Genomic DNA, 14,285 nt, shown 5'->3' on the forward strand with positions numbered 1-14,285 from the left:
TGAGATGGCGGAAGAAGACAAGAAGACAGGTGGCGCGATCAGGATGAATGCTATCGACAGCATCGTGGCAGACATCCAGTACAAGTCGCAGATTATCGCCAGGACAAACAAGATCGACTCAGGCATCATGGACTCCGGGATCCCCGGCTTTGCAGCCGGGCTGTTCATCTCGCTGCTCCTTATCGTGGTGCCTGTAGTGGTGCTGATGTGAGGTGGATAAAACATGGCAGACAAGACATCACCGGCGAGTGGCTGGCCCCTGATCAAGGGCGACTTCCACTCTGGCGACGCAAATTCATGTGTCGCCGTCGTCACCATGGGCTCTCACCTCGACGAGCAGGGGATCTGTGATGCAGGCGCCGCACTCTGCGGTTCATGCAAGACAGAGAACCTCGGTCTGGAGAAGGTCATTGCAAACGTCATTGCAAACCCGAACATCAGGTTTGTCCTCCTCTGTGGTACCGAAGTCAAGGGCCACCTCTCAGGCCAGACCCTCAGGGCGCTCCACGAGGGCGGTCTCGAGGGCGGCAAGGTCGTCGGCTCCAAGGGCGCTATCCCGTTCATCGAGAACCTCGATGACGCAGCGGTCAAGCGTTTCCAGGAGCAGACCGAGATCGTCGACATCATGGAGTCCGAAGACCTCGGCGAGATCAAGGCAAAGATCTCTGAACTCGCCGGAAAGGATCCGGGCGCGTTCGGCGCGGCACCAATAATCGTCGAGGTCAAGGAAGCCGAAGGCGGCGCAGAAGGCGGAGCAGTCGCCGGCGCAAGCCCACAGTTCCTTGAGATCGAGCAGAGACTCGACGAGATCGAAACAAAAATTGAGTTCGTAAACGCCGAGGTCGCCCAGCGTGTCGGCCGCAAGGTCGGCAGGGACATCGGCATTCTCTACGGATTAGTGGCAGGACTGATCGTCTTCATGATGCTGATTTTCCTGCTCCCCAAGTTGATGTAAAGGAGGCAAGATCAGAATGTTCAAATTCGAGAAGGAACAGGCCGTTTTCGACTTTAACGGCATCAAGATCGGCGGTCAGCCGGGCGAGTACCCACGGGTGCTCGGCGCGTCCATCTTCTACAACAAACACGAGACGGTACTTGACGACCACACGGGAAAGATCGACAAGGCAAAGGCCGAGGCGCTCTGGAACCGTTGTCAGGAACTCTACGACCAGACGGGCAACCCGTACTTCATCCAGATCATCGCTGAGTACGGTGAGGCCTTCGAGAGTTACTTCGACTGGTTCTGCTCCATCGACGACAAGACTCCGTTCCTGATGGACTCCTCCGCACCGGAAGCCCTTGTCCACGCATGTGAGTACGTCACCGAGGTCGGCATCGCAGACCGTGCGATCTACAACTCGATCAACGGCTCCATCGTCCCCGAGAACATCGAGGCCCTGAAGAAGTCCGATGTCAACTCCGCAATCGTCCTCGCCTTCAACCCCGGCGACCCGTCGGTCGTAGGGCGTGAGAAGGTGCTGACAGAGGGCGGTGTCGCCGGTCAGGCACAGTCCATGATCGGGATCGCCGAGGAATGCGGCATCACCCGCCCGATCCTCGACACAGCGGCCACCCCGCTCGGTATGGGTTCCGGCGGTTCGTTCCGTGAGATCCTCGCCTGCAAGGCGATCCACGGTCTGCCGACCGGTGGTGCATACCACAACATGACCGTCTCCTGGACCTGGCTGAAGCGCTGGAGAAAGAGGGTTCTTGCCGAGCAGTATGAGGGTAACGACGTCCTTCTTGAGCAGATGTCCCACCACCACTTCGGCGGGATGGATGGTATCAGACAGACCGCATGGGCTGCACCTGATATCGGCTGCAACATCATGGCCATGACCCTCGGTGCCGACCTGATCATGTTCGGGCCTATCGAGAACTGCGAGGGTATCGCCACCGCGGCCGCCTTCTCAGATATCGTCCTCACCGAGGCTCTCAAGGAACTCGGCGGCGATCTCCAGGCCGAGAAGCACCCGATCACGCTTCTCGTCTAAATTCAATCTCTCTTTTTTTCTCTGGTTTTGGAGCACTTCTTTCCCTTCTGTCGCGGCGAATCTTTGATCCCCGGCACCGCTGGATGGTGGTGACAGAAAGGCAACGATGGAGATCCCCGTTCACTCACTGTATCAAAACAGCGGACGAGGCAGCACCTCGCCGCCCCCCAGTTATCTTCTCGCGAGATGGCAGGAAATGATCGTGCGATCGGGGGCGGTACGCCTGATCATCATGCCTTCCCATACCCTCGCGCCGGGGGCGCTGCCCCCGGAACCCCCGGAATGAAGATAGGGCCGGGAAGGCTCAATCGATGCACCTGAAGAGAGGGTTGCCGTCCCCGGTCCTACCCTGATGCGGGGAGTCCGGGTTTCTCCTCCGGCGTGAAGGAGGGAGGGGACATTCTCCCTCCCGGCGCAAGACGGCGGAGACGATTCTGTGCCGCAATGGGGAACGGAATGGCACACCTGATGGGTCTGCCGCCCCGTATTCACGCCCTCTTCTTCTTCCCCTGCAAATAATCAAGACTCGGCCGCACGGCACGGGGGTCCAGCACCTCGACGACGGCTGTCGCCGACGAGGGGACGGCTGCCATGACGGCTGAAAAGTCAATGGACCCGCTGCCGCAGGCGGCATGGAGGTCATTGACCCCGTCGTTGTCATGAAGATGAAGATGGACCGGCCGCCCCTCAGTAAGGAAGGTCTCAAGGGTACCGGTGAGCGCGGCGTGCCCGACATCGAGGACAAACCCAAGGCCCAGGTCGTCGAGGACCGGGAGGAGAGCGGGGTCTCTGAAGTGACAGCAGGTCCATGAGCCCATGTTCTCGACCGCAAGGACAACCGAGACCTCGTCCTGGAGGGCGGCGAGGTCGTGGAGGGATCGGAAGAGGGCCTGCTCCGAGGCCTGCCAGAGGAAGGGTTCCATGCAGAATCCAGGATGGACAACAAGACGGCAGGCCCCGACCTCGTCACAGATCCGGGCAAGATCGGCGATCACCTCGACCGAGGCGTGCCGCATGCTTTCGTTCGCTGCGGCGAGGTTGATGTCGGTGGTCGGGGCGTGGACGGTGTAAGCGAGGTCGAAGGAGTCGCAGACCTCCTGATGAACGAAAAGAGTGTGGAGGGAATCGGAGAGCACCTCCACAAGATTGGTTTCGGCGGCGAGGAGCGCGAGGGCCTCGTCGAGGGGGCGGTCCATGAGGCAGTAGGTGGAGCAGCCCGGGAACCCCATCATACTGTCCCGTTCCTGAGGGCGGCGAGGTGCGCGACGAGGGACGGAATGTCCCTGACAGTGACGGCACCCCCCCTACAGAGGGACGAGAAGAGCGCGGTCGCATCGCCGCCGGTGTAGTCGCGGCTCGAAAGCGGGGTGCCGTCCCGTGCCAGCACAAATATTCTGAGGCCAGGAGATTGCTCCAGTGCCCTGAGGTTTGCGATGTTGCCGGGGCCGACCGGCATCTCGGTGATGACCACGGCGTCGGCTCTCTCAAGAAGCGCGACATATTCTGCAAGCGAGCGCTCGGAGACCGGGGCAAAGGGGGACTCCCTGACAACCGGGATCCCGAGCCCTTCGGCAGTGGTGCAGTCCGAATCATTGGCCGAGAGGACGCCGGCGGTGACCTGGTATCCCTGTGAAGAAAGGGCGTACATCGTCTCGGCCCCCGTCCCGCCGCCGCAGACGACATGGACGCGCAACGGCGTTCCGGTGGAGACTGCCGGGGCCGGTTCATAGCGCGGGACCAGGTACGGTCTGCCGGTGAGCGGGTGGATCCTGACCATCATCGGAACGTCAAAGACCTGCCTGATGTGTGCATCGGTGAGCACCTCCGCCGGCGTGCCGACGGCGACGATCTTTGCCTTCTCCATGAGGATCAGCCGGTCGCAGAAGTAGGCGGCGAGGTTGAGATCATGGAAGACCGCGATCACGGTCACCCCCGGAGTGAGGCTGCGGATGATCGACAGGATCTCAATCTGGTGGTTGATGTCCAGGTGGGAGGTCGGTTCGTCGAGGAGGAGAGCCTTCGGCTGCTGGGCGAGGGCGCGGGCGATGAGCACCCGCTGCCGTTCGCCCCCGCTGATCTCGGTGATGAGTCGGTCGGCGAGATGGGCGGTGCTGGTCAGGTCCATCGCCTCCCGGCAGATCGCATAATCCGCCTCTTTCATCGAGGAGAGACGCCCGAGGTAGGGGTGGCGACCCATCTGCACGATCTCCTCGACCGTGAACCCGAAGGAGACTGCAGTCTCCTGGGGGACGGCGCCAAGTCTGGTGGCCAGTTCGCGGGGAGAATATTCCCCGACATCTCTGCCGTCGACATAGACCGCTCCGGCCGCCGGGTTGATGACGCTCGATACCGCGCGGATGAGGGTGGTCTTCCCGCACCCGTTCGGCCCCAGGATCCCGATGAACGTGCCCTCGTTCACGGCAAGTGAGACCGCGTCCAGGACCTGGACGTCGCCATACCTGACGTCGAGATCCTCTGCCCTGATCATCTCTGCTGTCATGTCCGTGTCCTGCTCCGTAAGAGGTAGATGAAGAATGGTGCGCCGAAGAACGCCGTGACGATCCCGACCGGGATTTCGTTGGGCATGGTGCGGGCGAGGGTGTCGGCCCACATCAAGATGACCGCCCCGGCCATCATGGCCGAGGGGAGGAGGATCCGGTGGTCGGGACCGACAACGATACGCATCACATGCGGGGTGATGAGCCCGATGAACCCGATGGCCCCGGCGACCGAGACGGCGATCCCGGTGATGAAAGAGGAGAGAAGGAGAAGAGCGAGTTTGAGTTTTTCGACGTCCACCCCCAGGTGCAGGGCGTCCTCCTCGCCGAGGGAGATGACGTTGAGGTCTCTGGCAAAGAAGAAGAGCATGAAACAACCGACAAGGATGAGAAGGGCGACCCTGACATCGTCCCACCAGACATTCCAGAGGCCGCCCATCAGCCAGAACATGATCTGGTGAAGGCTTTTGCCTGAGATGTACATCACAAAGGAGAGGAGAGAGGAGAGGAAGAGTGAGACCGCGATCCCCGAGAGAAGGAGGGTCTCGACGGCCACCCGACCGTCACGTCGGGAAATAAGGTAGACGACGACGGTCGAGGCGGTGGCGCCGATAAAGGCGAAGATCGGCAGGCCCCATCCCATAAGAAAAACAATAGAAAGGGCCGCACCGAGGGCGCCGCCGGACGACGTGCCGATGATGTAGGGGTCTGCCATCGAGTTCTTGAAAAGTCCCTGCATCGCGGTTCCGGCGGCCGCCAGTCCCGCGCCGACGAGGAGGGCGGCGAGCACCCGGGGGAGACGGACATCAAAGAGGATCTGCATGATCCCCGCGGGGCCGAGGTCGAGGAGAGAGAGACCGCTGGTCCCTATTGCGGTGGTGAGGATGACGCTTGCACCCAGGAAGAGAAAGAGGGCGACCAGCACGATCCAGGTCTTCTTCTGCATGGTATTCTACATAAATGAATCTTACCCTAAGGAAAATAAAGTTACCCAAATGATCGGTTCCAGGCAGACTCCGGGGGGTGCGCCCGGTTCATAGACGACCGGGAATGCGTGGGGATTCCGGAGAGAAAAAAAGACCAAGAGCGCATGAAGTCCTCAGGTCTCATATTCGACACTTGACAACCCCGGTTCTGTCTCTAGTTCCCGGATCCTCTTGAGGTCCGCCTCCTTCAGCATCGAATAGTTCGTCCTGACGTACGCAAGGAGCGTCACTCCCATCTCCTTCTCAATATTCTTCACTTTTTCCACCTATTCGGGAGATCTGCTTGCATATCCCATAGAGATCATGGCACTCACCGTAGAGATAGCAGATATATTGAGAGATACTCTCGGGCACGCATCGAAAAAAATATTTACATAACTCCACATTATTTTATTAACGATCCATAATGAACACCTCTGTGGAGATAGAACTATGAAACACCATTCTTGTGCAGGGATGATATGCATCCTTCTGATCCTTCTTATCGCGCCTGCCACGGCCGACTACCTGATGTTTGGCGCGGACGAGGCGCGGACCGGGGCCATATCCTCCGGTGGCCCCCTGACCAATGCCACCCTCTGGGTGGCGGAGACCGCCGAGTACGCCGAGGGTTCTCCGGCGGTCCATGACGGCAAGGTCTTTGTCCCGACCTGGCCTGACATGAACTTCACCGACAACGAACCAATGGGACTGGTCTGCTATGACGCCGGCACCGGTGCAGAACTCTGGACCAACGAACTTGGTGGTGCTGCCGTCGGGGCAGTCTCGGGGGCGGCCGTCGCGGACGGGCATGTCTATCTCGGGGGGACTGACGGGAAACTCTATTGTGTCGACGAAGAGACCGGGGCCACACTCTGGTCGAGCGACACGATCGACGAGACCGGATACTTCGGTCTTTCCTCGTCTCCGCTGATCTTCAATGGCAAGGTCTACACCCTCTCGGCCTCAGACAGCGTGCTCCATGAGTTCAGCCCGGACGGCGACGAGACCTGGTCGTTTGCGATCGGCGGCGGAGCGGCATATTTTGTTTCACCTGCAGCGGCCGGCAGCAAGATCTACTGCTCGAACATGACCGCACTCTCCTGTATCGACCCTGCAACACAGAAAGAGGTCTGGAACACCACGCTTCAGGATGTCATTCTCTCGACACCGACCGTGAACGAGAACACCCTCTTCTGTGCCGCCGCCATCAAGACCCATGCCTTCGACCGCGAGACCGGAGACGAACTCTGGAATGTATCCATCGCCGGCACCTCGTCTTCCCCTGCACTCAACGGCGACAGTCTCTATGTCGGCGCAAATGACGGCCTCCATTGCCTGGACACCATCACCGGTGCGGAGCGCTGGACCTTCCCCTCTGCGAAGATCACGGTCTCCCCGGTGGTAGCAGACGAGACCGTCTATTTCGCGACAAATGAAGAGGCAGGATCTGTGTATGCGGTGAACGCCACCAGTGGTGTTGAGGTCTGGTCTTACACCCTTGAAGCACCAGGCGACGGCAATTTTGCCGCGTTCTATGCCTCTTCACCTGCAATCTCCGACGGCGTCCTGTACATCGGGGCAGAGGACAACCACTTCTATGCCTTCGGCGAAGGGGTACCCGGACCGGAGACCATCTTCGACGGCACCGTCAGCCTCACAGACACCACCTTCACCTTCGTGCCGTCGAACAATGTCACCGGATCCTACCAGGTCAACCGCACCACCGACCTCGGCGCGCTCGACGCCGCCGCCGACCTCGGGGGATTCACGTTCAACGCAAGCGATGCATGGTACGGTTCATACGGTTCCTTCAGCCTCGAATCAATCAACGGCATCGCCAACGAGGACTGGACACAACCAGCCGCACGCTCCTGGTCCATCTTCATCAACAACCAATCGGCAACCAGAGGCCTGGGCGGGAACACCCTCAAAGACGGTGACCTCCTCGCGTTCTTCTACTGCCCGGTCAACCAGACGACCTATGCCCCGCTCATCGAGGAGGCCGACGCTGTTGTCAGGTGCAGGGTGAGCATGACGGACGCCACGCTCTCGGCACTGAAACTCACCGGCGGCAGTCGTGGCGGGAGTGTCCGTGCCGATGTCACGGTCTCCGCCGTGAACGGAGGCGGCTATGTCGTCGTGGTGAGCGGAACGGACGGGAACGGTGAGACTCTCGCAGGGGCCGGCACCGTCCACCTCGCCGCCGGCCAGAGTGCCGGGATCCCGGTCATCGTCACCATACCTCTCCAGGCCAGGACCGGCGCCTACACCCTCCATGCAGGCATCTATCACATCGAAGACTATCCACAGCACTGTCTCTTCACGAGCGAGGGTATCGAATGCACGGTAACATGACGTGGGCCTTTCCCCTTCTCCTCCTCATGCTTGCAGCACCGGTGGCGGCACTCAGCATGGACGTCGCCGGATCGTCCCCCGGTTCGGCCGTCACGGTCGCCCTTGACAGCGAGGCCGACGTAATCTTTCAGGTGAACGGGGGAACCCCATACTACGCGCACGGGACGACGGTGAAGTTCGTCCCGCACATCACCGGCACGCTCTCCGTCACCGCCATGGCAGAGGGGCAGACCATCCAGAAAACAGTCCGGATCACCTCGGGAAGTAGTGGAGACGGGGGGAGCGACGATGACGACTCAGGTCTCTGGAAGAAAGTTGTCCTCGGCCCTGAAACCTTCAATGTGACCGCAGAGAGCGGTGAGACGTACGAAGTGAAGCGACGCACCGCCCTCGGTGCCCTTGACGCCTCGGACGCCACGTACGTCCTCAACGACGAGTGGTACGATCAGTATGGCACGCTGTACCTCAAGTCCATCAACGGCCGCGCGGGTGAGGGTCTGGCCGGGTGGGTCTACCAGGTGAACGAAAAGTCGCCGTCGGTCGGCGCCAATACCTATAGTGTGAAGAAAGACGACAGGGTCGTCTTCTACTACAGCGAGAGCATGTCGGCACAGCCCGAGGACTCGGTCGAAGCGATCTATCTGAAGGTCGCCTTCGGCACCAGCACCTCAAACGGGGACGATGGAGAGGAGTCGAAGATGATGCGAGGGAGTCTGAAACCGGCCGATAGTTCTGAGATCAATCTCGGTCTCCCCGAGGGCGTGACCATGACCTTTGGTGCAGGTGGAGCGCGGATCTCGGTCCTCCAGGGGGCTGGCGGCGGCGACGAGGAGGTGATCGTCAGGGGTGACCGAGTCATCATCATGCGTCCCGGCCTCCTGCTGACCGTCCTGACCGGTGATCTGAAAATGGAGGACAACTCCTCGACCGGACAGGTAAGGAGCGTCACCGCCGAACTGATGCCCAACACTGAAGGCCTTGGCGGCCTGAGTGGTGCGGGAGGAAGGATCATCCTCACTCTTGCCGGAATACCCGGCGACGGATCCATCACCACCGGGTTCAGCGACCGACCGTCCTCAGAGATGACAGAATCCCTCGAAGGCCTTGCCGCCACAGAGGGCCGGTCCCTCCTGGGCGTCGCCTATGTGATGGAGATCAACAAAACCAACCTCAAGAACGGCGAAGACATTCTTGGCACCGTGATCAGGATGGAGGTCGACCCGGCCTGGGTGAAGGAGCACGGCGGCACCGGCGCGATCCGGATCGTTCACATCGCCGACGACGGAACGATCGAGTTCCTTGAGACCAGAAAGATTCTGGAGACTGAAGACTCCGTCACCTTCGAGGCGGAGTCAAAGAACGGTCTCTCGTCATTTGTCCTCGGCGCCATCGGAGGGGGAAAGAGAGCCGCGACGCCTGTGATGACAGCACCCGCAACAGGGAGTGAGGCGGGCACCACACCGGCACCGACCGCTCCGCAGCAGACACCCCTCTGGGCCTGGGCCACCATTCCGGCGCTCTTTATTGGGGGCGCCGCATATCTCATGAACAGGAAGGAGGAATAGAACTGAAGAAACTCTGCGCACTCGTCATCCTCATCTGCACCGCCTGCATCATGAGCGGTGCGGCCTACCCGCTCGATGCGGAGGACGACACCATACAACACAGTCTAGAATATCTCAAGACCTGTCAGCAGCCTGACGGAGGTTTTGCCGAACCAGGACGAGAGACCAACCCCGGCACCTCGTGGTTTACGATGATGGCGATCGTCGCCGCAGGTCAGGATCCCCACACCTGGACCGTGAACGGCACCTCAGCGGTCGACTACTGGGCACACCCCGGTGAGGACCTCAAGACCGAGGGGACCGCCGAACTCGGCCGGATGGTAACCCTCATCACCGCCGTCGGCGGTGACCCGCACGACTTCGGTGGAGAAGATTATCTTGCCGACCTGAAGGCGCGGATGAAACCTACGGGCCAGTTCGGCGACTTTGTCTACACCTCGTACTGGGGGATCTTCGGGCTCGCCGCCGCGGGCGAGGATACCGCAAAGCCCCTCGCCTGGCTGAAAGAACAGCAGAACGAAGACGGCGGGTTTGGCTGGATGCCGGGCGCCGAGAGCGACTGCGACGATACCGCCGCCTCCCTTATGGCGATGATCGCCGCCGGAGAACCGAGAGACTCTCCACCGGTGAAGAAGGCACTTGGGTATCTGAAGAACGCCCAGATGGACGACGGTGGGTTCAACTATGGTGGCTCTTCCTCCTCGAACGCGGCGTCGGCCGCATGGGCGGTGCAGGCGATCGCCGCAGCAGGTCAGAACCCCTCGACCTGGGTGAAGGACAATAAAAATGTCGTCACATACCTCACCTACCTCCAGCAATCCGACGGTTCTTTCAAGTGGACGGCCCAGGTCACCGACAACCCCTGCCGGATGACGGCCGCCGCAATCCAGGCACTCCTCGGTCGGCCGTACCCCATCCTGCCCGGTCAGTCCGCTCCCGCACTCTCGGGACAGACCGCAGAGGCGGAGAATACTCCTGCCGCCGCGACTCCGGTCGTCGCCGCCACGAGCGCACCGGCCACCGGCGGCCCCTGGGAACCGGTCACCGTCACCGACGACTTCGGTGAAAAAGTCACCATCACGAAGGAACCCCTGCGGATCGTCTCCCTTTCCCCGGCCAACACCGAGATCCTCTTTGCCCTCGACCTGGGCGACCGGGTGGTCGGGGTGACCGACTTCTGCAACTATCCTGAGGAGGCCACCGAGAAGCCGAAGGTCGGCGGGTTCTCCACGGTGAACATCGAGCGAGTCGTAGCGGCAAAGCCCGACCTGATCTTTGCAGCCCTGGGCAACACCGAAGAGGTGGTCGACCACCTCAGGAAACTCGGCCTGACCGTCGTCAGCCTCAACCCCGACTCGGTGCAGGGGACGCTCAAGGATATCAAACTCGTCGGCAAGGCCACCGGGAAGGAGGCAGAAGCCGAGACGCTCGTCACCTCAATGCAGACGCGGATCGATGCCGTTGAAACAAAGGTGGCAGGCGCAACCGAACGTCCGACCGTGATGCATGCTGTCTGGTACGACCCCATCTGGGTGAGCGGCAACGGCACCTTTCAGGACGAACTGATCGAGATCGCCGGCGGAGAGAATGCCTTCCCCGATGTTGAGGGATGGCAGATCATCACCCTCGAAAAGGTACTCACCAATGATCCGGAGGTGATCCTGGTCAATTCAGGCACCGGGATGGGCGGCGCGGAGAACGACCTTATCTATCGGTACTTCGCCGAGGAGCCGCGGTTCCAGAAACTTCAAGCAGTGAAAGAAGACCGCCTCTCCATTGTGCCCTCCGACATCATCGACCGCGGCGGCCCCAGGATCGTGGATGCCATCGAAGCGGTGGCGGCGGACATTCATCCGGAACTCTTCGGGACAGAGGAGGAGACATCGGCCCCGTCCGGCGCACAGAGTCCGGGCTTCGGGCTTCTTCCGGCGATAGCCGGACTGCTGGGTGCATGTCTCCTCCTCAGGAGGGCTCGATGAGAGTCACCCTGTCCATCCTCTTCCTGCTCCTCCTCTCGGCACTCCCGACTCTTGCGGCCGCGGCTGCACCCGGAGAGATCCCGCTCTGCGAGGTGACCGTCCCCGGAGAGATAAAAGAGATTGCACTGAACACCGACGGCACCGGGATGGCCGTCCTCTCGGATCAGACGCTTTCATGGCACAACAGCGACGAGACACCAGGCTGGGAAGTCCCGGCAAACAATGCAGAAACCATCGGAGTCTCTGAAGACGGTTCGCTCCTTGTCTCAGGCGGCGCCGACCTCAGAACCTACGACCGTGACGGTGGTCGGGCCTTCAGGTTCGACACGGGATACTTCGCCCTCGGGACCGCCGTGTCCCCGGAAGGTTCCTGCATCGCCGCCGGGTTCGACAACAAGAGTCTGACCGTATTCAGGGCCGACACACAGGATGGGTTTGAACCGGTCTGGACGGCCGGGACCACGGAAGACGTCATCAGTATGGCGCTCGCCGACAACGGGTCACATCTTGCGGCCTGCACGAGAGACGGGATGGTCAACTCCTATACCGGAGACGGGAGATTGCTGTGGCGCTACGACACCGGGAGCGAGAGACTCACCTGTGCCGTCACCGGCGACGGTTCGTATGTCGTCGTCGGCGCCGACCACGGCGTCGTCCTTCTCTTGAACAGGAACGGGATCCTCATCAGAGAAGAGGTTGTCGGGGAACGTCTCCCCGCGGTCTCGATCTCGGCCGACGGATCGGTCGTCGCCATCGGCGGGGACGACGGGGTCGTGCTCCGCTCTCTCCAGGGCGACGACCTCGGCACGATCGGGAATGGGAGCGTGCAGGCGGTTGCGCTCTCGGCCGACGGGAGTCGAGTCGCCGCCGGACAGGGGGAGCACCTTGCCCTCTTCTCGACAGGCACCGATGAGATCATGCCGGTGACCGCGGCCGCAGCCTCGACCACCGCAGGGACCGACACCACCGGGGGAGAACCTGTCCCGGCCCGGACCCAGCAGGCCGGGCTTTCTGTTCTGCCCGCCCTTGCGGCCGTCGCCCTCCTTCTGGGGGGAAGGCGTTAATCCTTTTTTCATTCACCATCATCGGCCTCTCTGAGATAGGTCTCCCTGACATCGACGGCCCCCTCAGGGCAGAGTTCCTGACAGCAGAAACACCTGATGCAGCGGGCCATGTCGATCGCCGGGAGACCGTCCGGGCCGGAGGCGATGGCGCCTGGAGGGCATCCCCCCACACAGACGCCGCATCGCCTGCACCGTTCACCGTCAATGACCGGGCGGGCCGGCACCAGTCTCCCGTCCAGTTGTGTGACAAACGAAGGGAGAACAGGATGAAGAGCGGTCGGCGCGGGGACAAAGTCCCTGACCCGCACCATCTCCAGCGGCGGGCCGACGATCTCGACCTCCGCCAGGCACCCTGGCCCCTCGCCGCGCGCCGCGGCCCGCGCAAGCGTCGGGAGGGTGGCGGGGTCGAGGCCGACGACTGTTGCGGCGATATAGTCGAGGGCCGTGCAACTCTCTGAGGCGAGGAGCAGTCCGATCTCTCTGGGATCTCCATGTTGTGGCCCCTTGCCCTCCATCCCGACAACCGCATCCATGATCGAGAGCGTCGGCCGAAGGAGCGTATGGAGATCGAGAAGGAGGTCGGCAAATGTCTCCTGATCCTGGCCGGCATGGAGGTGATAGGCCGCCTTGGAGACCCCCGGCACAAAACCGTACAGGAGTTTGACCGCCCCGGTGTATCCGGTGAGGGCATGGGTCTTCAGTTTGGGCAGACCGATGACGACATCGACATCGAAGGGGACCCGCGCCACGGTGAACCGGCGGAAGGTTCTTGCCTCCGGGGCCATGACCGTCACGGTCTCACCATCAAAATAGATAGACCCACACCCGGTCTCCTCGATGACCCCCGCCATCCCGGTCGTCCTGAGAAGACTCTGATATGAGGCCCGGGTCTGACCGCCGCCAGGTGAGTCCCCGATGACGGCGGTGCCCCCACATCCCTGGACCAGCGTGACCACCGCCTTCGCGAGAGCGGGATGGGTCGTCACCGCCCGTTCGGGCGGTTGGGCGGAGAGAAGATTCGGCTTGATGAGGACGCGCATGCCGGCCTTGACAAAGGTCTCCATCCCTCCGAGGGGTGCAAGGGCCTGCTTCACCGCTTCCAGAACGGTCTCTTCGTCATAGGTCGGGCACCGCGCCAGGGTGACTGTGGGACAGGACATCTGAGAGAAAGGTGCACGTCCATCAGGGATAGAGGTACTTCCGGATATGGCTGATCACTTCAATCTCACCAGAAACACCCCGACTCCATCCATACTTTCATATCCGCAGACCTCTACTTTTCAGGTACGGTGAATCCATGGACTTAGCCACCATTATTGTACTCGCAGTCGTAGTGCTGATCATCCTCGCCCTCGTCGGCTGGATCATCAGCATCTACAACCGTTTCATGAACCTGAAAAACTCTGGCGAGGCGACCCTCGGCCAGATCCGCGTTGCCATGAAGAAGCGGCTCGACCAGATCGAGCAACTTCTCGGGGCCGTCAAGAGTTACGCCTCCTTCGAGAAGGAGACCCTCACCAAGGTCACCGAGATGCGGGCCGGCGTCGGCAAGGCCGATCCCGGCGACCTCAACGAGGTGGAGCGGCAGTCGCGCTCGATCGTCGGCCGCCTCTTCGCAGTCGCAGAGGCCTATCCCGACCTCAAGACGCAGGCAACGGTCTCCGAACTGATGGCATCCATCAGGCAGATCGAGGACGAGATCGCCCGCCAGCGCTACACCTACAACAACATCGCCCAGCAGCTCAACACCATGACCGAGACGATCCCCTCCAACATCGTCGCCTCCATGGCCCACATCCAGAGACTCGATTATCTCGAGTTCGAGGAGAAGATCGAGCAGGCGCCGAAGATCGAGTTCTGAG

Annotated in this window: 13 protein-coding genes; 8 read left to right on the forward strand and 5 right to left on the reverse strand. The window is 61.3% G+C overall.

The annotated features are described in order from the left end of the window. The first annotated feature begins 4 nt into the window (after positions 1-4). From RJ40_RS06180 to mtrH, 3 genes are read left to right on the forward strand one after another with little or no spacing between them, the layout of a single operon-like run. Positions 5-211: a tetrahydromethanopterin S-methyltransferase subunit F gene (locus RJ40_RS06180; RefSeq protein ID WP_265582477.1), complete on the forward strand. Its 207-nt coding sequence runs from the start codon at positions 5-7 to the stop codon at positions 209-211. A gap of 12 nt (positions 212-223) precedes the next feature. Beyond that, complete coding sequence (gene mtrA, locus RJ40_RS06185) at positions 224-955, forward strand: tetrahydromethanopterin S-methyltransferase subunit A (RefSeq protein WP_265582478.1); 732 nt, start codon at positions 224-226, stop codon at positions 953-955. A 16-nt stretch (positions 956-971) separates the two neighbouring features. Continuing rightward, on the forward strand, positions 972-1,994 hold the full coding sequence (gene mtrH, locus RJ40_RS06190; protein WP_265582479.1) for a tetrahydromethanopterin S-methyltransferase subunit H: 1,023 nt from the start codon (positions 972-974) through the stop codon (positions 1,992-1,994). Positions 1,995-2,482: 488 nt separating this feature from the next. Here the strand turns inward: mtrH and RJ40_RS06195 are convergent, their stop codons facing one another. The 4 genes from RJ40_RS06195 to RJ40_RS06210 all read right to left on the reverse strand — a co-directional run bounded on the left by RJ40_RS06195 (position 2,483) and on the right by RJ40_RS06210 (position 5,735). After that, positions 2,483-3,226: a sugar phosphate isomerase/epimerase family protein gene (locus RJ40_RS06195; protein ID WP_265582480.1), complete on the reverse strand. Its 744-nt coding sequence runs from the start codon at positions 3,224-3,226 to the stop codon at positions 2,483-2,485. Continuing rightward, positions 3,223-4,494 carry a heme ABC transporter ATP-binding protein gene (locus RJ40_RS06200; RefSeq protein WP_265582481.1) on the reverse strand — a complete coding sequence of 424 codons (1,272 nt, stop codon included), beginning with the start codon at positions 4,492-4,494 and terminating at the stop codon, positions 3,223-3,225. The genes RJ40_RS06195 and RJ40_RS06200 overlap by 4 nt, the downstream gene beginning before the upstream one ends. Further along, positions 4,491-5,438 (reverse strand): FecCD family ABC transporter permease, encoded by a 948-nt coding sequence (locus RJ40_RS06205; protein ID WP_265582482.1) that lies wholly within the window; start codon positions 5,436-5,438, stop codon positions 4,491-4,493. Before RJ40_RS06205 ends, RJ40_RS06200 begins: the two co-directional genes overlap by 4 nt. 153 nt (positions 5,439-5,591) lie before the next feature. Continuing rightward, the gene (locus RJ40_RS06210) at positions 5,592-5,735 is read right to left on the reverse strand and encodes a hypothetical protein (protein WP_265582483.1); all 144 of its coding nucleotides are present in this window, start codon (positions 5,733-5,735) and stop codon (positions 5,592-5,594) included. A gap of 199 nt (positions 5,736-5,934) precedes the next feature. Between RJ40_RS06210 and RJ40_RS06215 the strand changes: the two genes are divergently transcribed. From RJ40_RS06215 to RJ40_RS06230, 4 genes are read left to right on the forward strand one after another with little or no spacing between them, the layout of a single operon-like run. After that, entirely contained in the window at positions 5,935-7,815 is a 1,881-nt protein-coding gene (locus RJ40_RS06215; protein ID WP_265582484.1) for an outer membrane protein assembly factor BamB family protein, read from the forward strand. After that, positions 7,800-9,380 (forward strand): DUF4430 domain-containing protein, encoded by a 1,581-nt coding sequence (locus RJ40_RS06220; protein WP_265582485.1) that lies wholly within the window; start codon positions 7,800-7,802, stop codon positions 9,378-9,380. Before RJ40_RS06215 ends, RJ40_RS06220 begins: the two co-directional genes overlap by 16 nt. A 50-nt stretch (positions 9,381-9,430) precedes the next feature. After that, a complete protein-coding gene (locus RJ40_RS06225) occupies positions 9,431-11,359 on the forward strand; it encodes a helical backbone metal receptor (RefSeq protein ID WP_265582486.1) in 1,929 nt (642 codons plus the stop codon). Further along, complete coding sequence (locus RJ40_RS06230; protein ID WP_265582487.1) at positions 11,356-12,423, forward strand: WD40 repeat domain-containing protein; 1,068 nt, start codon at positions 11,356-11,358, stop codon at positions 12,421-12,423. The genes RJ40_RS06225 and RJ40_RS06230 overlap by 4 nt, the downstream gene beginning before the upstream one ends. Positions 12,424-12,431: 8 nt before the next feature. On the opposite strand, the gene RJ40_RS06235 is transcribed toward RJ40_RS06230, so the two are convergent. Then, complete coding sequence (locus RJ40_RS06235) at positions 12,432-13,583, reverse strand: DUF362 domain-containing protein (RefSeq protein ID WP_265582488.1); 1,152 nt, start codon at positions 13,581-13,583, stop codon at positions 12,432-12,434. 137 nt (positions 13,584-13,720) lie between these two features. Between RJ40_RS06235 and RJ40_RS06240 the strand changes: the two genes are divergently transcribed. Continuing rightward, positions 13,721-14,284 (forward strand): LemA family protein, encoded by a 564-nt coding sequence (locus RJ40_RS06240; protein ID WP_265582489.1) that lies wholly within the window; start codon positions 13,721-13,723, stop codon positions 14,282-14,284. Position 14,285: the final 1 nt, after the last annotated feature.

Source organism: Methanofollis aquaemaris (assembly GCF_017357525.1).
Lineage (GTDB): Archaea > Halobacteriota > Methanomicrobia > Methanomicrobiales > Methanofollaceae > Methanofollis > Methanofollis aquaemaris.